This window comes from Nitratidesulfovibrio sp. (genome assembly GCF_040373385.1).
Lineage (GTDB): Bacteria > Desulfobacterota > Desulfovibrionia > Desulfovibrionales > Desulfovibrionaceae > Cupidesulfovibrio.
The window spans coordinates 373,724-391,204 of record NZ_JBDXXH010000002.1; the positions used below are offsets into that span (position 1 = coordinate 373,724).

The following is a 17,481-nucleotide window of genomic DNA, read 5'->3' on the forward strand; positions in this document are numbered from 1 at the left end:
AACTGCCCCTTGGGCGGTTTTATGTCCTGTTTTTCGTTGCGGCATGGCAAGGCTGCTGCAATCGCATTCCGGGCAGGGTCATGCCTTGCGCGGCATGCCGTGCGCATGGCGCTTTCTCAGCTCGTGGGTGAGGTTTTGTACTGCGCCCCTGTCGCCCTGCACGGCGCGGTACCTTTCGACGGTGTCTTCATTGAGCATGTCATGCGGGAAGGCGCCGACATCTATTTGCAGGAAGCAGGTATACATTTCGCGCTCATTCATCTGCTTGAACCACCATGGGTGATGTTCCACGATGAATTTCTTGCTGCTGATATTGTTCTTGTTTGTTGTGCCCCAGCGCTTGAAGGCGTGGCGGTAGATGAACTTGATGTCGGGCATCGTGCGCGAAACCCAGCCTTCCTCGCCTGCTCGTATCCAGAATTCCCAGTCTTCACGACAAGGGATGGCATCGCGGTAGCCGCCAAGCCCTTCCCACATGCTGCGGCGAAACAGCGCCAGCGCCGGTGAAGGACACCGCAGCGCGGACTGCACCAGGTCATATTCCCAGTCCCAGGCGATATGATTGCTGCCGCCAAATACCAGCGTGGGCGGCGTTACCCACCCCACGTCCGGCTCGGATTCCAGAATGTCCAGCGCCTTTTCAAGGTAGTCCGGCGCAATCAGGTCGTCCGGGTCCAACTGGCAGACATAGGGCGCGGATGTTTCCTGCATGCCGCGCGTGCGGGTTTTGGGCAGCCCCTCGTTCTGCTTGCTGACGATGCGCAGGCGGCTGTCGCCATACTTTTCGAGCAAGGCCTTGGCGGTGCGTAGCGAGTTGTCGGTGGAGCCATCGTTGATGATGACGATTTCCCAATCCGGCATCGTTTGCGCGAAAACGCTTTGCAGTGCCGTTTCAAGGTAGTGCCCGTGGTTGTACAGCGCCATGGGTATGCTGACCAGGGGCGCGGCCTGCCTTTTGGGGGGAATGCACACCGGCGCGCCGAGAAAGGGCGTCAGCAGTATCCGGTAGAGATGGGCGGCGTTGCGTGATTCGCCCATGGTCTTCAGGTGGGTGCGCAAGGAATTCATGGCGTCGTCGACGTGGCCTGTCTTGGCCAGCAACAGCGCGTGAAAGAAGCCCTGTCTGTCGAATTCGCGTGCGTCTATGCCCGTGCTGTCTGCGCCAAGCTGCTTGTAGTACAGCATGATGGTTTTTGTGTGCAGCAGCAGGCGCGCATGCAGGTGGCTTGTCTGCGGAACGGCGTCCGACAGGAAATGGCGGATGTGCGTTTCCTTTGTTCGCAGTTCCTCTTCGTAGCAGAGCTGCCTGTACTGGACATCCGCGTGCTTTTGACCGGCATGATGCACGCCGACTGTCCCCGTGAACGCCAGAAGGCGCCCGGCACGCGCAAGGCGTATGGTCAGGTCCTCGTCCGCAAGGAACACCATGGATTCGTCGAAAACCAGCGGTTCGGCGGGCAGATTTTTCCAGATCAGCATGCTGGGCTCATGACGGCTGAACAGGGCGTCGGCATGGGTATGCTGCGTGGCGCCGACGGGCACGAAGGCATTGTCGGCGTTCTTCTGTCTGTTGCCATCCGCAAGCCATGCCATGCCCGCGTGGCTGTCCGGGCTTTCATCAAGCAGTCTGCACATTGCGGCCATGGCGTTTTCATGCAGGCTGATGCCGGGCCTGAGCAGGCATGCATGACGCCCGCGCGCCTCTCGCGCGGCCGTGTTGACCGCTTCATAGGGGCTGTGCCGATAGGCGATGATGCGTGCCTGCGGAAACCTGTCGGCCAGAGCCGCCATGGCGGGGGGCGTCAGCCCTGCGGGAACGGCAAGGAAGGCCTCTATCCCTGCATTGCATGCAATCGCTTCCCATGCGGAAAGGTCCGCATTCATGTCGGCATCCAGGGGATCGAGCATGAAAATGTACGCGATCGACGCTGTCGGGATGGGCTCTTTGGGCATTGTCTAACCTCTGGAAAGCAAAAGCGAATGCGCGGCATGGCCAGCGTGCTGACGCTGCGGCCGCATGCTGTGCATTGCAAAAAGTTGTCGCAATACGTGTAATCGCGGCGTTTGCATGCAAACTATACGCCAGCGCGCGGCAGCATTTGTGCCAAGGGGGGGCTTTCCGACTTTGTTTTTGCGGCAGGGGGCTGGGGCGGTGTGTGTGGGGACTTTGGGCTGCGGCATGGCAGCCGTGCAGGCTCTGGCGCACGAGCAAAAAACGGATGCCCTCACGGGCATCCGGAGTGGTGCGGCTTGTTGGGACAGGAGGACAGCGCGCCGCCCCGGTGGCCGGATGCGCCGAAGGACACACGCCGCTCGGGCGCGGTGGCATCCGGGTGCCCGGCATGGTGGGCGGCGACCAGCGCCGGTATGCCCACCAGTTGCGAAGGTTCGGGCCGCTGCCCGGCCTGCGGATGCGTTGCCATGGCGTGCTCCTGTCCTGACGGCGCGAAGTGTGCCGAAGTGTTTGGAGAATTTGTATACCGCCGGGGCTGGGGGAGCGCAAGGGTGGGGGGGGATTATAATGTTGCAAAGAGTGGAGTGTGCTGAGCTAGTTATTACCTGACAGTATATTCCTGTAACTGGAAGGTGTCGAGCACCGGACAACCCGCGTCAGACGCCCCAAAAGCAATAGTTTTGTGGAGCGGTTGCACAGAACATTGCTCGACGAACATTTCAGGATTCAGAGTCGTAGGAACTGGTACGAGTCCTTGGACGAAATGCAGACAGACCTCGACGCTTATCTGCACCACTACAACAACGAACGGGCGCATCAAGGCAGAAGCATGAACGATCGGACACCCCACCAAGCTTTCCTTGATGGCCTTCCCGAGGACCATCCGGAAGAGGACAACGAAGGGCAGCAGGCAGCCTGATCAGCACCCCGCCAGGCACGGCAGTGTCAGGTGAATACTATCTGTGTACAACCCGTTGCCTCTCCTCAAGTCGTGCGGATTCGCGCGCCAATGCGGCAAGCTTTACGTTCGCTTAAAAACAGACATAGGGAATGTGCTAGCAGGTATATCCAGAGACAAGCCAGGACGGGATAGCCTCCACAACAAACCACTGCCACACGCCTGACGCAAAAGGGTAACGGAATGAAATCCCAAGTAATTGCAGCAACCTCCGGTGCATTGCTTTTCACCATCCATCAATTCATCACCAACTTTCCCTTATTGTACATAGTCATGTTCAAGAAAAAAAACCTAATAACATTTTACCATGAATCAATAGAAAATTTTATTGAAAGAGAAAAAATCAACCGCCAAGATATCACATTTACAGCACCCCACTACAACAAATTCAGTTTATTTTATTTCTTAATGCAAATAAGCATTTCAAGCCTATCTACATTAGCAATATACATGGTATTTGCTGAAAACAACACGAAACACCTTCTTCCATTAACTATACTTATGACATGCTCACTATTATACATGAGATATCAATACGCAGAAATGCATCAATTCCTAATTATTACATCTGAAAAAATACACATCTTTGACACCTTTAATGTGCTCAAAAGAATAGATATCAGCACAGCAGACATCACAAAAGTTGTTAACGCCATTAGCGTATGGCGCACTTTTGTAGAAATATACACAGTACGAGAAAAAATAAAAATAGCGTGCGAATTCCCAGATAGCGCCGAAGTATGCAAAAATATTTCAAAATATCAGAAGTACAATAATATTTGAGGCAAAAAATGAACAACGCAACCACAATTGTTCAATACGCTAGCCCACAAAAAGAACTTGGAACTGTTCTGGATGAACCGGAAAAACTGGGTGGTTTCCGGCAGCGTGGGGGAGTAATCCGCCGCCATTGCGAATATCTCGCGCACGCGCAGGTACATTCGGCGTTCGCTGGCCCGAATGTCGCGGATGCGATCAAGCAGTTCGTCAAAGCGGTCCGGCACGGCTGATCCGGCAACGGGCGGGTTCTTCAACCGTTCGTCGTCCAGAGTGAAGCCCTTGACCAGATACTCCCGCAGCCGCTCCGTAGCCCAGCGGCGGAACTGGGTGCCGCGGGCCGAACGGACGCGATAGCCCACGGCCAGTATGGCGTCGAGATTGTAGAACTTGACGCTGCGCCGAACCTGCCGCGCCCCCTCGGCCCGAACCTGTAAGTAACTCTTACAGGTTGCCTCGGGGGTAATTTCGCCCTCTGCGTAAAGGGCCTTCAGGTGCAGGGTGATGTTTTGCGACGAAGTCTGGAACAACTCGACCATCATTGCCTGCGAAAGCCAAAGCGTATCCTCGGCAAACCGGCAGTCCACACGGGTGTGACCATCCTCGGTTTCGTAAATCAGGAATTCACCCGGCAGTGGCGATTGAAGGTCGGTCATCCCTCCTCCTGACTGGCATCTTGCAAGGATGGCGGCTTGCGTCCGGTGGGGCTGCGGGGCACGGCCCGCGCCCCGGCTGGCTGTTCCCCGGGGCGTCAGGCCTGGCGATGCATGCGCTACACGTTGAACAGGAAGTGCACCACGTCGCCGTCCTTCATCACGTATTCCTTGCCTTCCACGCGCAGCACCCCGGCGGAACGGCAGGCCGCCTCGGTGCCGTGCTTCACGTAGTCGTCGTAGCCGATGACCTCGGCCCGGATGAAGCCGCGTTCGAAGTCGGTGTGGATCACGCCCGCGCAGGCAGGGGCCTTCCAGCCCTGCTGGATGGTCCAGGCGCGCACTTCCTTTTCACCCACGGTAAAGTAACTGGCCAGGCCCAGCGTGTGGTAGCCGGTGCGGATGATGCTGACGAGGCCGCTTTCCTTGATGCCGTAAGAAGCCAGCATTTCGGCCTGTTCCTCGTCGGAAAGGCCCTGCAATTCTTCCTCGATCTTGGCGCAGATGACCACCATGTCGCAGCCGCGCTGTTCGGCCAGTTCGCGCACGCGGCGCACGTGGTCGTTGGTGCCGTCCAGGTTGGCCTCGTCCACGTTGGCGCAGTAGATGACCTTCTTGGCGGTGATCAGGCCCATTTCGCGCATGGCCTGCTTGAACAGGTCGTTGTCCTTGCCCTCAAAGGTGGATGCCGGGTTGCCCGCGTTCATGTGTTCCAGCAGGCGGCCCAGTTCGTCGGACGCGGCTTTGGCTTCCTTGTCGAACTTGGACATCTTGGACAGGCGGTCGTAGCGCTTTTCGGCAGACTGGATGTCGGCCAGCAGCAGTTCGGTCTCTATGGTCTCTATGTCGCGGATGGGGTCGATGGCGCCGTCCACGTGGGTGATGTTCTCGTCGTCGAAGCAGCGCACCACTTCAAGAATGGCGGCGCATTCGCGAATGTTGGCCAGAAACTGGTTGCCCAGCCCTTCGCCCTTGCTGGCCCCGCGCACCAGCCCGGCAATGTCGATGAAGTCCACCGTGGCGCTGATGGTCTTCTGCGGCTTGGCCATTTCGGTCAGCTTGTCGATGCGCGCATCGGGCACCGCCACCGTGGCCTTGTTGGGCTCTATGGTGCAGAAGGGGTAGTTGGCCGCCTCGGCGTTCTGGGCCTTGGTCAGCGCGTTGAACAGGGTGGACTTGCCCACGTTGGGCAGCCCGACGATGCCTATGCTGAGAGCCATGTCTGTCTCCGGAAATTGCGATGATGGCGCGTGCGCCGTATGCGGCGCGGGGCGCGGGTTGGGGGGCGGCGTGGCCGCCGGGGCTTCATAGCGTCTTTTGCGCGGTTTGGAAAGGGCGCGCGGGGGATGGGGCGCAGTGGGGGGCGACGGGGGCGGCAGTGCGCGACGAAAGGCGGTATGCGCGCCGGGCGAGGTGCACGCGGCCAACGCACGCGGTCAACGCACGCGGCCAGCGCACGGTCAACGCACGGCCAGCGCATGGCCCGCACGCGGCGTCGGCATGGGATAGAAGGCCGCCGGGGCCGGGCGCTGTCAGGACGGGACGTGCCTAGCACAGCCTGCGCGGCAGCGCCCGACTGCCAGCCAAGGCTAGAACAGCGAGAACACCGAAATGGCCAGCAGCGCGCCCATCACCGCGTTGCACCAGCGCACCGCCACCGGCGAATGCAGCAGCCCGCGCAGGGCCGTGCCGCCCGCGCACCAAAGGGCCAGGGACGGGAAGGCCATGGCCGCGAACACGGCGGTAAGCGCCAGCAGTTCGGTGGATACGCCGTGCAGGCCAAGCACGTTGGCGGCAAGGGCAGATTCCGCGCCGTCATGCCCGGAAACGTAGGTGGTCACCCCGGCCACGGCAGCCAGCCATGCCTTCGGGTTTACCCACTGGAACAGCGCCCCTTCGATGAAGTTCATGGGGCGTGCGGCGTTGCGCCCTTTCGCGGCCTCTCCCGGTGTCGGCGGGGCGGCGGTGGCGATGCGCCATGCCAGCCACAGCAGGTAGGCGGAACCTACCCAGCGCAGCCAGTCGTGCAGTTGCGGCACGGCGGCGAAAATCCGGTCCATGCCGAGGCCCACGGCAATGATCATCAGCGGAAAGCCCAGCGAGACGCCCAGCAGGTGGGGCATGGTGCGCCAGAAGCCGAAGGTGAGGCCCGACGACATGACCATGGTGTTGTTGGGGCCGGGGGTTACGCTCATGGCGACGGCATAGGTGCTCATGGCGGCCAGGGTCGCGAATTCCATGGGATGCTCCGGTGAGTGTGTCGTGCCGTTGTACAGGCAGCGCGGATAAAGGGAAAGCGTTGGGGTGGGCAGGGGGCGCGGCGGGCCGGTAGTATGCGGGGCCGCTGCGGCCCGCAGCGGATATGAAGGCGCCGGGACATCCATGCGGATGCCCCGGCGCGGGAACGGCATTTTGCTACGGGTGTTTCATGCCTCGCGCAGCCTTGCGCAGGGAGGATTTTTGTTCTCTGCCGAGGAAGAATGCTTTTTTATGGAGGGAGCGTACTTTTGTGGTACTCGACCGGAATAAAAATGCATTCTGACGAAGGCAGAGGGCAAAAGGCCCCCTGCGCGACACAGGCTAGGGCAGCACGCGCACGGTGTACGCCCCATCCACCTTCAGGTACTTGCGGGCCAGCGCGCGCAGGGCATCGGCGTCCAGCTTGGCCGCCTTGTCCACCATCTGCTTGTTGAAGGCCAGCGGGTAGCCCTGCGATGCCAGCACCGCCGCCTCGGAACTGCGGCTGCCAAGGCGCTGGTGTTCGCGGTAGTAGTCGCCTTCCAGCTGGTTCTTGCCGCGCCGCAGTTCGTCGTCGGGCAGGGTGTCGGCGTGCAGGCGGGCGATGACGTCCTTGAAGCCCTGCGTGGCCTGGTCCAGCTTGCCCGGCTCGGTGCCGATGTAGAAGATCATGAACCCGGCCTTTTCCGACTGCCAGTTCATGGCGGTGACGGTGTAGCCAAGGCCCTGTTCGTCGCGCAGGTCGCGGAACAGCAGGCCGCTCTGGCCGGACAGGATGGCCTGCATCAGTTCAAGGCCGGGGGTGTCGTCGCTTTTCAGCGGCGCGGTGGGAAAGACCAGCATCAGGTGGGCCTGGTTGCGGCCCGGCAGGTGCAGGTCCAGCCCCTTGTCCTTGCTCCAGTTGGGCGCGGACAGGCTGGCGGGCTTGGCGTCGGGCGCGGGCAGCTCTTTTGCGTGGCGGATGACCGCCTCGCGGTCGTACTGGCCGCACACGGCCATCACCCACGGCTGGCGCACCTGCTGCGCCCAGAAGCCGCGCACGTCGGCCACGCCGAACTGCTGCACCGTTTCCGGCATGCCCAGATGGTAGTAGCCGTAGGTGTGGCCGGGGAACAGGAAGGGTGTCAGATGGCGGAAAGCCAGGCCCATGGGCTGGTCTTCGCGCGCCTTGATGGCGGCCACCTGGTTTACCCGTTCGCGGCCCACTTCCGCGTCGGCAAAGGCGGGCGCGCTCAGCACCTGCCCCAGCAGGGCGAACATATCGTCATTGAAGCGCGAAGGCTGGCGCAGCGCCAGGCTGAAGGTCTGCCGTCCGGCAGCAGCGCCAAGGCTGGCGGCGCGGTCGGACTGGTAGGCTTCCATGGACGGGGCGTCCAGCCCGTTCGCGATGCCCGCGGCCTTGGCCCCGGCGGACTGCGGCGTGGGCAGGGTGCCCTTTACCAGCGCGCTGGCGGCCAGCGATGCCAGGCCCTGCTTGCCTTCGGGCAGCAGCGCGTTGCCGCCGCTGAACACCATGTCCACCGCCGTGTAGGGCAGGGTGGCGTCGGGCATGAGGATGAGCGTGCGGCCCTTGCCAAGGTCGATGACCTCGGTCTTGTCGGCCACGGCGGCGGATGCGGCGTCGTCCCCGGCGCGGGCCGGGGCGGGCCAGGCTTTCGCCAGCGCGGCGGCAAGGTCGGGCGTCTGCGATGTTTCCGGCGTCAGGACCACCACGGAAAGCCGTTCGGGCCGCAGCCAGCGGGTGATCAGGTCGTGCAGGGTGGCGGGGGTGACGTCGTGCAGGCCGCGCAGGTAGTTGGTTTCGCCCTGCACGCCGGTGAAGAACTGGAAGTAGCCGAGCTTGGAGGCAAGGCCGGGCAGGGTTTCCTTGGCCCGGAACATGTCGTCCTCAAGGTTCAGCTTGGCGCGTTCGATGTCCTCTGCCGTGAAACGGCTGGCGGACAGCGAGGCAAGGTCCGCCGTCAGGGCGGTCCAGAAGGCGTCCAGCTTGTCGGCGTCCAGTTCTGCCGTCAGGTACAGCATGCCCACGCGCTCGAAGCTGTAATTGGACACCGAAATGGAATCCACCAGTTGCTTTTCGTACTTGTAGGTGCGGTACAGCAGCGAGGTGCGGTCACCGCCCAGCAGTTGGGCCAGCACGTCAAGCTGGGGCGACTGCGCATCGCCAAAGCCGGGTACCGGGAAGGAAATGCCCAGGTACACCTTGTTCCACGGGCCGGGTTCTATCTTGACCGTGGGCGCAGAGGGCGCGGGGGCGGCGGTACTTGCGGACTTGGCTACCTTTTCCGTTTTGGCGGGCTTTTCGGCCTTGGCGGATTTGGCGGATGCGGGCGTGGCGGCCTTGCCGCCGTCCGCCTTGCCGCCATCAGCCAGCGCGAGCGGCTGGGCCAGCAGCTTTTCCGCGTCGATGGGCGCGGGCGGGGTGACCGTGGCGTCGTTCTTCAGGTCGCCGAACAGGCGCTGCGCCTCGGCCAGGGCCTCCGCCGGGTTCACGTTGCCGACAACGGCCAGCAGCATGGACTGCGGCTGGTAGTGCCTGCGAATGTAGTCGCGGATCTCGTCCGCCGTGAACGACTTGATGGTCTCGCGCAGGCCGATGATGGGCGAAGCATAGGGCGTGCCGTTCAGGGTCAGGGCCTGCATGTGCTGGAACAGCCGGTTGTCCGGGCTGTCCTCGCCGCGTTGCAGTTCGGCCAGGATGACTTCCTTTTCCGATTCCAGCTCGGCGGGGTCCAGCGTGGGGTGGAAGGCCATGTCCTTCAGCACGTCCATGCCCAGCTTCCATTGCGCGGCGGGCATGTCGGTAAGGTACACGGTGTAGTCGAAGCTGGTGGCGGCGTTCAGGTAGCCGCCAGCGCGTTCCACGTCGCGGGCGACGGTGCCCTTGGGGCGGTTTTCCGTGCCCTTGAACACCATGTGTTCCAGCACGTGGCTTATGCCTGCCTCGCGCGGGGTTTCGTAGGTGGAACCGGCGTGCACGTACAGGCGCAGCGAGGCCAGCGGAAAACGCTCGTCCGGCTGGATGAGCACCGTCAGGCCGTTGGAAAGTCGCGTCAGCTGTGGGGCCGGGGCTGTGGGCGTGGCGGCCGTTGCTGCGGTCGGCATCGTCAGGGCTCCGAGGAGGAGAAACAGGGTGAGAAGGGTGCGCATTGCGAATGTCTCCGATGTGCCGCGCGGGGCGGCGTGCGCTGTGTCGTGCCGGCTGCCGGAACGGCGGCTGGCGATGGCCGGATGTCAGGCGGCGCGGCCCTTGCAAGGGTGCGCCCACGGGGTCTGGTGCGTCGGCCTGCCGACGGCCCGAAGGGGGCCGTGCATGCAGGCTCCGTACGGCGGGGCCGACAGGTACATGTAATCGTTTCCCGGCGCAAGGCAAGGTGGCGGCGGAAGACAAAACGGCGCTTTGTTGCTACTGACGCAGTGGAAAGCCGCGCAAAAGGGCGCGTGCAGCGGTGCGGACGCGCGCCGCTGCCCTGCGGAACCCGGCCAGGCGGCCCGCATAATCATGTTTCCGGTGCGCCGCCCGGCGTACAGACTACAAGGCAATGCAACGACTTCTCAAACAATACCGCAATGACGTGGGCGACGTGCTGGCCGAGGCCGACGTGCACCTGCTGGAACTGGAAGTGGCGGGCGAACGGGCCGACCCGGAACTGCTGGGCCGTCTGTCGCGTCTGGTGCACGGGCTGCGCGGCGCGGCCGGGCTGCTGGGGTTGGAGGGAGCCTGCCGCATGGCCCGCATGCTGGAAGCGGCCTTTGAACTGGCGCGTGACGGTTCGCTGCCGCTTTCGGCGCAGGCCGTTTCCGCGCTGGAAGGGTGCATGCGGGCGCTGGCCGGGCTTTCCGGCGTGGTGGAGACGGAAGAAGGGGCCACTGGCCCCATTGCCCTCGCCAAGGATGCACTCTCCGACGCTGCCGGGCAGTATCCGGCGGTATGTGTTACCGGCGACCCCAACGCGCTGGACCGGGAGGATTCGCCCGCCGGGCGGTCGCGGCTGCGGCTGGGGGCCCTGCTGGACGAGGCGCTGCCCGAGTCGCTGCGGGTTCCCGCGCGGGAACAACTGCCGGTTTGCGATCCCGACGGGCATTGCCTGTTCGACCTGCACGGCATTGACGTGTTGCGCGCCCGGCGCGACGGGCTGTATCTGTACGTGGTGGAGTTTGGCGGCTCCGACGACCTGCTGCGCAAGGACCTGAGCCCGCTGGGGCTGCTGGCCTTCCTGCGCAAGAGCGGGCTTGTGCTCGACGCGCGCTTTGTGCCGGGTGCGGACGGTGCGGAGCCGGGAATGCCCGGTTGCGGACTGCACGTGCTGTACGCGTCGATCCTGGAGCCGGACCTTGTGAACACGGTATTTCAGGTGGAATCGGCCAGGGTGCACCCCATCGACGTGGAAAGGGTGCGCTACGGCGAGTCGGGTTGGCTGCGCGCACCTGCGCGTACCGCCTCCATGGCGGTGATGGCCGCGCGCGAGGCGCCCGATGCCGACAGCATCGACGATCTGGTGCGCCAGTACGACACGGCCATGCTGAAAATGCGGGAGGATACCATGAGCAACGGTACCGACGACGAAAGCAGGTTTTCCGGCTTGGTGGTGGACCCCGATGCCGAGGAACGTCGACTGGCCGAACTGGAAGCGGAACTGGCCGCTGGCATGGATGCCCTGTCGCTTGATGACGATGGGGATGACGGGGAGGGCGATGCCTCTCGGCGTGCCCTGGCCTCTCTGATCGGCGGCATGGTGGGGGACGACGCCGAACCGGATGCCCCCGATCTGCCCGATGTGCCCGATGGGCCCGAGATGGCTGTCGCGCCTGATTCGCTGCATTTGCCGGATGGATTGGATGGATCGGATGGGGAGGACGGGGCAGCTGCCGTGGCGGGCCATGATCCTGCGATGGATGACGCCGATGCCGACCTGTTCGCCGACCCCGACGCCGACCTGTTCGCCGACAGCGGCGACGCGCCGGATCTTTCGTATCTGGACGCCGTGCTGGCGGAGCGGCCGGATAGCGGCGTGGCCCTGGATCTTTCCGCCGGAACCCCCAGCCGCACCGTGGCCGGGTTCACCGTGCGCGCCGCCGATGGCGACGCATCCCCCCTGGGCGGCGCAAAGGGGGTGCTGGTGCTGTCCGGCGAGGTGACCATCGAACGCGGGGCCGACCTGCGCGAGGCACTGCTGGATGTGCTGGAGAGCTTTGCGGCGGTGCGCATCGACATGTCCGGCGTTACGGCGGCGGACCTGACCCTGGTGCAGCTGCTGCAATCGGCTGCCGTCACCGCGCGCTCGCGCGGGGTGGACCTGGCGGCCACCGGTCCGGTTTCCGAAGCCGTGGCCGAGGCGGCGCGCCGCACCGGGCTGGACGTTCCGGGCATCCGCCGCGTGGGGCTGGAAAAGTTGCTGCTTGTCGGGTGCCTGTAGCCTGTCGGCGCCATCTGCATCCGTTGCGCGAGGTATTATCCGAAACGGCGCGTCCTTGGGGGACGCGCCGTTTTCTCGTGGCGTGGCGTGGCGTGGCGGGCGGGGGCGTGGCGTCGCTGCGTTGTGCGTGGCTTTTTGGGCGGACGTTTTGGGGCGAGGCAGGAGGAGGCCAGAAGGAGATCAGGAGGAGGCCAAGGGGGAGGGCAGGCGGGGGCGAAACGGAGAGCGTGCGGATATCCGGGGGAGCCGCTGGGGGAAACCAGCGTTTTTCAGGACGGCTTGCCTTGATCGTGGCGGCTGGCCGGGCCGTCAGGCCGCGCAGGCAGCCACGGGGCCGTCGCAGTAGTCGTTGATGAACTGGCCGACCTGCACGCCCAGATGCACGCACTCAATGCCGTCCAGACACCTGGCCGCATCCGTGGCGTTGATGTGGGTCCACAGTTCGTTGCCGTTCTTGCGCATGCGGACGATCCAGGCATCCTTGGCGTCGTCAAAGGTGATGCGCAGGGAAATGCCGTGCCTGTCCAGGGCGGGATGTATCTCGCGAATCTTGTCCGCGAGAATGGTGGCGGTGATGTTCATGGGATCCTCCCGGCGGATTTGACCGCCTAAGGAAACGATAGTGCCTAATCCGGGAATTGCAATGGCGCTCTCTTCTGGGGCCGGTAGCGAAGATGGAGCAGATAATCGCTTTTTTCGATTGAACGGGTGTGCATGCGGTTTTTTAGAACGACAACGGGGCCACCTCCTGATGGAGGCGGCCCCGTGAATATTCCGGTATTGTGGCGTGTTATGCGCGGGCCACTCCGTCGAAGCGCTGGGACAGCTTGAGCAGGTGCACCTCGTGGATTTCGGCCTGCGGGGTCACGGCGCGGGCCAGCGAAAGGGGCGACAGGTACAGCGCGGTCCAGTCCATGTCCAGCAGTACGCTGCCGTCGTCGCGCACCTCGATGGAACGGAACAGGGGGCGGATGTCGGTGGTGCGTTCGCCCTTCTTGGTTTCGCGCGTCCATTCCTGCGTGGACGCGGCGGCAAAGTCGCGCCAGACCAGCATGAACGCGTCCCGGCGCGTTGCATCCACGCCGTAGCGCAGTTCGAAGGTTTCTCCGGCGGGCTGCGGCGCGGTGTTGCGGCCCACGGGCAGTTCCTCCACAAAGGTCACCCGCATGCCGCGCGGCAGGCGGCCATCCAGTGCGCGGCGCACCTCGTCGGCGGTGCGGTATTCGCGCAGGTACACGGCCAGCCATTCCGCCCGGCTGGCCACGCCCACGGGCAGGGCGCGCCCGAACGAGAGCAGCGGCAGGGGGTGGAATCCGCGCGAGAACGCGGGCGGCAGTCCGGCCCGGCGCAGGGCGCGCTCGAACAGCGATTGCAGTTCAAGCTGGCTGAGGAACACCGCCATGTCTTCCTTGGTGTACCAGATGCGGTAATGGCCCGCCTTCAGCGCCAGGTCGTCGGAAATCTGCGGCGGTTTGTCCGTCTTTTCCGGCATGCGCACCCGGCCGTGCTCGTCCAGGGTGGGCTGGTGGGCCTGCTGGTCGCGCTGGGGCAGGTTGGTGCGGTTGGCGTACGCGGCAACGCCGGGCAGCTTGTCCAGGCGGGATGGGGACGATTTTGTGTCGCACACCCCGCACAGGTGGCAGGCGCCGTAGCGGCAGTCGCCCGTCAGCTTCATGTCCAGCGCTCGGTGGCGTTCGCGCAGCAGGAATTCGCGGCTGGCACCGGAATCCAGATGGTCCCAGGGCAGCGGCTCGTCCTCGCCGCGCTCGCGGGTGTAGTCCGAGGAGGCAAGGCCGTGTTCGGCCATGGCGTCCAGCCACGGGGCAAGATCGAATCCTTCGACCCAACTGCTGAAGACGGCGCCCTTGCGGTAGGCGCTTTCCACCACGTCGGCCAGGCGCCTGTCCCCGCGCGAAAAGATGCCCTCCAGCGCGCTCATGGAGGCCTCGTGCCAGCGCATCTTCAGGCATTTCTCGCCCTTGAAGCGCGCGCGCAGGTAGCCGATGCGGTCGCGGATTTCTTCAAGCGACAGTTGACGTTCCCACTGGAACGGGGTGTGCGGCTTGGGCACGAAGGGTGATATGGCCGCCGTCACCTGCAAGCGGCGGATGCCCGGCCCGGCGGCGTCGCGCACCTTGCGGCACAGGTCCACGATGGCGTCCACGTCTTCGCGCGTTTCGGTGGGCAGGCCGATCATGAAATACAGCTTCACCTGCTGCCAGCCGTGCTCGAACAGCTTCTGCACGTGCAGCAGCAGGCCTTCCTCGGTGACGCCCTTGTTGATCACGTCGCGCAGGCGCTGGCTGCCCGCTTCCGGCGCAAGGGTGGCCCCGGTGCGGCGAATGCCCGCCATGCGGCGCATGATTTCGTCGTCGATGGACCCCACCCGCAAGGACGGCAGCGAAACCGCCACCTGCTCCTGCGCGCAGCGGTCCACGGTGGACAGGAACAACTGCTTGAGCGCGGAAAAATCGCCCGTGCTCAGGGACAGAAAGGACACGTCGTCGTAGCCGGTCTGGCCCAGACATTCATCAAGCAGTGCATGAAGGTTTTTGGTGGAGCGTTCGCGCGCCGGGCGATAGATGATGCCCGCCTGGCAGAAGCGGCAGCCGCGCGTGCAGCCACGGCCTATCTCCAGCGCCAGCCGGTTGTGCACCGCGCCGAAGGGCACGGTCTGGCTGGCCGGGTAGCGGGCGGTGTCCATGTCGGCCACCACGCGCCGGGCCACGCGGGTGTAGCCCGCATCGCCTGGCGATGGGGGGGGCGATTGGGGGACCAGCAAGGGGCGGGGCGGGGTGCCGGGCACGTTGCGCGCCGTATCCGGCGGCACGGAGCCTTCGAAGAACTCCGGCACGTACACGCCGGGAATGCGCCGGGCGTCGTCCAGAAAGCGGGACCGGGAATGCCCGGCGGCGCGGGCGGCAGACAGCAGGTCCACCAGTTCCGCCATCACCTCTTCGCCTTCGCCCAGCACCATCAGGTCCATGAACGGGGCCAGCGGTTCCGCCGCCAGGGTGCAGCCGCCGCCAGCCATGATCACCGGCCACGCGGCCAGCGAATCGGCCTTGGCCCGTTCCGCCGCGCGCAGGGGAATGCCCGCCAGGTCCAGCATGTACAGCACGTTGGAATAGCACAGCTCATGCGTGATGCTGAACCCCACGAGGTGCGTGGCCGCCAACGGGGTATCCGACTCCAGCGTGGCCAGCGGCACGCCGCGCTGGCGCAGCACCGCGCCCGCGTCGCGGCAGGGGGTGAACACCCGCTCGGCCCACACGTCGGGCCGTTCGTTCAGGATGGCGTACAGGATCTTCTGCCCAAGGTAGGACATGCCCACCTCGTACATGTCGGGAAAGGCCAGCGCCACGCGCAGGGTTGCGGCGTCGGGCGTCTTGTGGACGGTACCTTCCTCGATGCCGATGTAGCGGCTGGGCTTGGGCAGCAGGGGCAGAAGTTCGCGCATGGTTCCTGATGGGGATGAAAGGTGCGATGGGTGAGGGCAGTGCGGGGGCACCGCCAGTCGTGAAGGCGGAAAGGCAGACAGGGGCAGACAGGGGCAGACCGGTCCGAAGACGGACAGACGCGGATGCAGGGCATTCCGGCAGCTTGGAGGCACGGGCCGATTCCGTACGTTGGCCGCCGTTGCCCGGAGTCGACATGAAAAGGGGGGCGGCAGCGCCACCCCCCGGAATATGCCGCAAACAGGCCGGAACATGCCACACGAAGGCCGGATGCGCGCGCGGTGCCCCGGTGGGGCTTTCCGCGTGGTCGCGCAGGCCGTGTGCCGGGCCTACTTCTTCAGCAGGTCGGAAATGCCGGTGATCTTGCCGCCCGCCGGACCCTTGGTGAGGTTCAGGTTGCCGAGCCCGCCGCCAAGGCCGCCGGTGGCCAGGGTGAGGTTGGACGTGGCTTCGAGGTACTTGGTCTTCAGTTCCTCGGGGCAGGTCTTGTACTCGTAGATGACGTGCACGCGGCTGATGGTGCCGTCGAAGCCCTGCTCGAAGGGATAGCCGTACGGCAGCAGCATCATCTGCACACCCTGCTGGGTGGGCACGGTCTGCAACGCGGCCACGTCCTTGAGCGAGTTGGAGGCTTCGTCGAACTTGCCGAGCACCAGTTCGCCATTCACGAGTTTCACCAGTCTGATATCGTAGGCCATCGGGGGTGTCTCCTTGGTGATTGGTTCCCGGCATAGGTAGGGGCTGGGGCTGTTGCTGTCAAGCAACGGCGCGCCGTGGCTCCATCAGCGTCCCGCTTCCGGCGGCAGCAGCCGCAAGGGGATGATGGTGGCCAGTGCCAGCAGTCCCAGCAGGACGAATCCACCGCTGAAGCTCCAGGACTGCCCCGCCATGCCCAACAGTGCGGGCGCCGCGCCCGTGCCGATGAGCGACGAGACGGGCGTGGCGATGCACAGCACCGTGGGCTGGTACCCGGCAGGCCAGCAGCGGGCCAGTTCCTTGAAGATGGCGGGAAAGATGAACGCGGTCATGGCACCCTGCACGGTCATACCCGCCGTGACGACGAGAGATGATGGAACCGCCATGGCCAGCAGGGACAGGCCGGTCAGGCCCAGGCTTGCGGCAATGGTGCGCCGCGCTCCCATGCGGTCGGCCACCCACCCCCCGGCCAGCGCGGCGAACGGCGTGACCGCGCGTGATGCCGCCAGCAGGCCGTTGGCGGAACCGGGCGCAAGGCCCATTTCGTCCACCAGGTGCAGCGGCAGCACGCTGTACACGGCGTATTCCCCGGCCACGCCCACGGCCAGCAGCCACGCGAACAGCCACGTCAGCGGCGAGCGCAGCACCCCGGAGAGTCCGCGCACCGAGGGCGGCTCCGCCATGGTGCGCCCGCCGCGCCCTATCCACGCGAAAACGATGCCCGTCAGCATGCCCACCACGCCCACGGCCAGCAGCACGCCCCGCCAGTCGGTGACGCGCAAGCCCGCCTCGGCCAGCAGCGGCACGGCCACGAAGCTGAGGTTGGGGCCCAGTTCGTGGATGGACACGGCCTTGCCCCAGTCGCGCTGGCGGGCCAGCGAGCCCAGGGTGGCCATGCCCGCCGGAAAGTACAATCCCGCCGCCAGTCCCATGAGCACGAACATGTACCGCGCCGTGGCATGATCGTGCACGAAGGACATGCCCATGAGCACCGCGCCGGTGGCCATGCACGAAAAGGCCGCCATGCGCCGGGGCGCGATCCGGCTGAGCAGGAATCCGCTGGCCGCAAGGCTGACGGTGAACCCGCAGGCCATCAGGAACAGCAGGCGGGTGGCCTGGGCATGGTTCAGGCCCAGGTCCGCCTCCAGGGGCAGCAGCAACGGGGCCAGCACGGCGCGCGAGCCGTAGTTGACGAAGAACAGCAGGCCCACCAGCCCCACCCACGGCAAGGCGGCGGCGAAGGCGGGGGCGGTGTCGCCGGATATCTCCGGCGGTGTGTTCGGTGGCATGTTCGTGGGCATGGCGGGGCGACACGGTGGTGCCGGGTTGC

At 64.7% G+C, this 17,481-nt stretch carries 12 protein-coding genes and 1 pseudogene; 3 read left to right on the forward strand and 10 right to left on the reverse strand.

All coding sequences use genetic code 11. The annotated features are described in order from the left end of the window. Positions 1–78 precede the first annotated feature (78 nt). Both ABWO17_RS04735 and ABWO17_RS04740 read right to left on the reverse strand, forming a co-directional pair. Positions 79–1,908, reverse strand: coding sequence for a glycosyltransferase family 2 protein (locus ABWO17_RS04735; protein WP_353116426.1), 1,830 nt, complete (start codon positions 1,906–1,908; stop codon positions 79–81). 317 nt (positions 1,909–2,225) lie between these two features. Next, the gene (locus ABWO17_RS04740) at positions 2,226–2,423 is read right to left on the reverse strand and encodes a hypothetical protein (protein ID WP_353116427.1); all 198 of its coding nucleotides are present in this window, start codon (positions 2,421–2,423) and stop codon (positions 2,226–2,228) included. 156 nt (positions 2,424–2,579) lie between these two features. Between ABWO17_RS04740 and ABWO17_RS04745 the strand changes: the two are divergent. After that, positions 2,580–2,873: pseudogene (locus tag ABWO17_RS04745) on the forward strand (integrase core domain-containing protein); the annotation flags it as partial. 222 nt (positions 2,874–3,095) lie between these two features. After that, on the forward strand, positions 3,096–3,695 hold the full coding sequence (locus tag ABWO17_RS04750; protein ID WP_353116428.1) for a hypothetical protein: 600 nt from the start codon (positions 3,096–3,098) through the stop codon (positions 3,693–3,695). Here the strand turns inward: ABWO17_RS04750 and ABWO17_RS04755 are convergent. The 4 genes from ABWO17_RS04755 to ABWO17_RS04770 form a co-directional block, all read right to left on the reverse strand. Then, positions 3,674–4,345: a virulence RhuM family protein gene (locus ABWO17_RS04755; protein ID WP_353116429.1), complete on the reverse strand. Its 672-nt coding sequence runs from the start codon at positions 4,343–4,345 to the stop codon at positions 3,674–3,676. The genes ABWO17_RS04750 and ABWO17_RS04755 overlap by 22 nt on opposite strands. 116 nt (positions 4,346–4,461) lie before the next feature. Further along, positions 4,462–5,562 carry a redox-regulated ATPase YchF gene (ychF, locus tag ABWO17_RS04760; RefSeq protein WP_309541767.1) on the reverse strand — a complete coding sequence of 367 codons (1,101 nt, stop codon included), beginning with the start codon at positions 5,560–5,562 and terminating at the stop codon, positions 4,462–4,464. Between the two features lie 369 nt (positions 5,563–5,931). Continuing rightward, positions 5,932–6,582, reverse strand: a complete 651-nt coding sequence (locus ABWO17_RS04765) for a LysE family translocator (protein ID WP_353116430.1) — start codon at positions 6,580–6,582, stop codon at positions 5,932–5,934. 340 nt (positions 6,583–6,922) lie between these two features. Further along, complete coding sequence (locus tag ABWO17_RS04770) at positions 6,923–9,730, reverse strand: M16 family metallopeptidase (protein ID WP_502914870.1); 2,808 nt, start codon at positions 9,728–9,730, stop codon at positions 6,923–6,925. Positions 9,731–10,122: 392 nt separating this feature from the next. On the opposite strand from ABWO17_RS04770, the gene ABWO17_RS04775 reads away from it, so the two are divergent. Next, entirely contained in the window at positions 10,123–11,997 is a 1,875-nt protein-coding gene (locus ABWO17_RS04775; protein ID WP_353116432.1) for an STAS domain-containing protein, read from the forward strand. Between the two features lie 309 nt (positions 11,998–12,306). On the opposite strand, the gene ABWO17_RS04780 is transcribed toward ABWO17_RS04775, so the two are convergent. From ABWO17_RS04780 to ABWO17_RS04795, 4 genes are all read right to left on the reverse strand, one after another. Beyond that, positions 12,307–12,579 (reverse strand): hypothetical protein, encoded by a 273-nt coding sequence (locus ABWO17_RS04780; RefSeq protein WP_353116433.1) that lies wholly within the window; start codon positions 12,577–12,579, stop codon positions 12,307–12,309. 208 nt (positions 12,580–12,787) lie between these two features. Further along, on the reverse strand, positions 12,788–15,457 hold the full coding sequence (locus ABWO17_RS04785) for a TIGR03960 family B12-binding radical SAM protein (protein WP_353116434.1): 2,670 nt from the start codon (positions 15,455–15,457) through the stop codon (positions 12,788–12,790). 327 nt (positions 15,458–15,784) lie between these two features. After that, on the reverse strand, positions 15,785–16,153 hold the full coding sequence (locus ABWO17_RS04790; protein ID WP_353116435.1) for a hypothetical protein: 369 nt from the start codon (positions 16,151–16,153) through the stop codon (positions 15,785–15,787). A gap of 84 nt (positions 16,154–16,237) precedes the next feature. Next, positions 16,238–17,440, reverse strand: a complete 1,203-nt coding sequence (locus tag ABWO17_RS04795; RefSeq protein WP_353116436.1) for an MFS transporter — start codon at positions 17,438–17,440, stop codon at positions 16,238–16,240. Positions 17,441–17,481 lie beyond the last annotated feature (41 nt).

Bases quoted from the DNA above. Each gene is read 5' to 3' on its own strand.
- ABWO17_RS04765 (WP_353116430.1), bottom strand. From the start codon at position 6,582: ATGGAATTCGCGACCCTGGCCGCCATGAGCACCTATGCCGTCGCCATG.
- ABWO17_RS04790 (WP_353116435.1), bottom strand. From the start codon at position 16,153: ATGGCCTACGATATCAGACTGGTGAAACTCGTGAATGGCGAACTGGTG.
- ABWO17_RS04780 (WP_353116433.1), bottom strand. From the start codon at position 12,579: ATGAACATCACCGCCACCATTCTCGCGGACAAGATTCGCGAGATACAT.
- ABWO17_RS04795 (WP_353116436.1), bottom strand. From the start codon at position 17,440: ATGCCACCGAACACACCGCCGGAGATATCCGGCGACACCGCCCCCGCC.
- ABWO17_RS04735 (WP_353116426.1), bottom strand. From the start codon at position 1,908: ATGCTCGATCCCCTGGATGCCGACATGAATGCGGACCTTTCCGCATGG.
- ABWO17_RS04770 (WP_502914870.1), bottom strand. From the start codon at position 9,730: ATGCGCACCCTTCTCACCCTGTTTCTCCTCCTCGGAGCCCTGACGATG.
- ABWO17_RS04775 (WP_353116432.1), top strand. From the start codon at position 10,123: ATGCAACGACTTCTCAAACAATACCGCAATGACGTGGGCGACGTGCTG.
- ABWO17_RS04785 (WP_353116434.1), bottom strand. From the start codon at position 15,457: ATGCGCGAACTTCTGCCCCTGCTGCCCAAGCCCAGCCGCTACATCGGC.
- ABWO17_RS04740 (WP_353116427.1), bottom strand. From the start codon at position 2,423: ATGGCAACGCATCCGCAGGCCGGGCAGCGGCCCGAACCTTCGCAACTG.
- ABWO17_RS04755 (WP_353116429.1), bottom strand. From the start codon at position 4,345: ATGACCGACCTTCAATCGCCACTGCCGGGTGAATTCCTGATTTACGAA.
- ychF (WP_309541767.1), bottom strand. From the start codon at position 5,562: ATGGCTCTCAGCATAGGCATCGTCGGGCTGCCCAACGTGGGCAAGTCC.
- ABWO17_RS04750 (WP_353116428.1), top strand. From the start codon at position 3,096: ATGAAATCCCAAGTAATTGCAGCAACCTCCGGTGCATTGCTTTTCACC.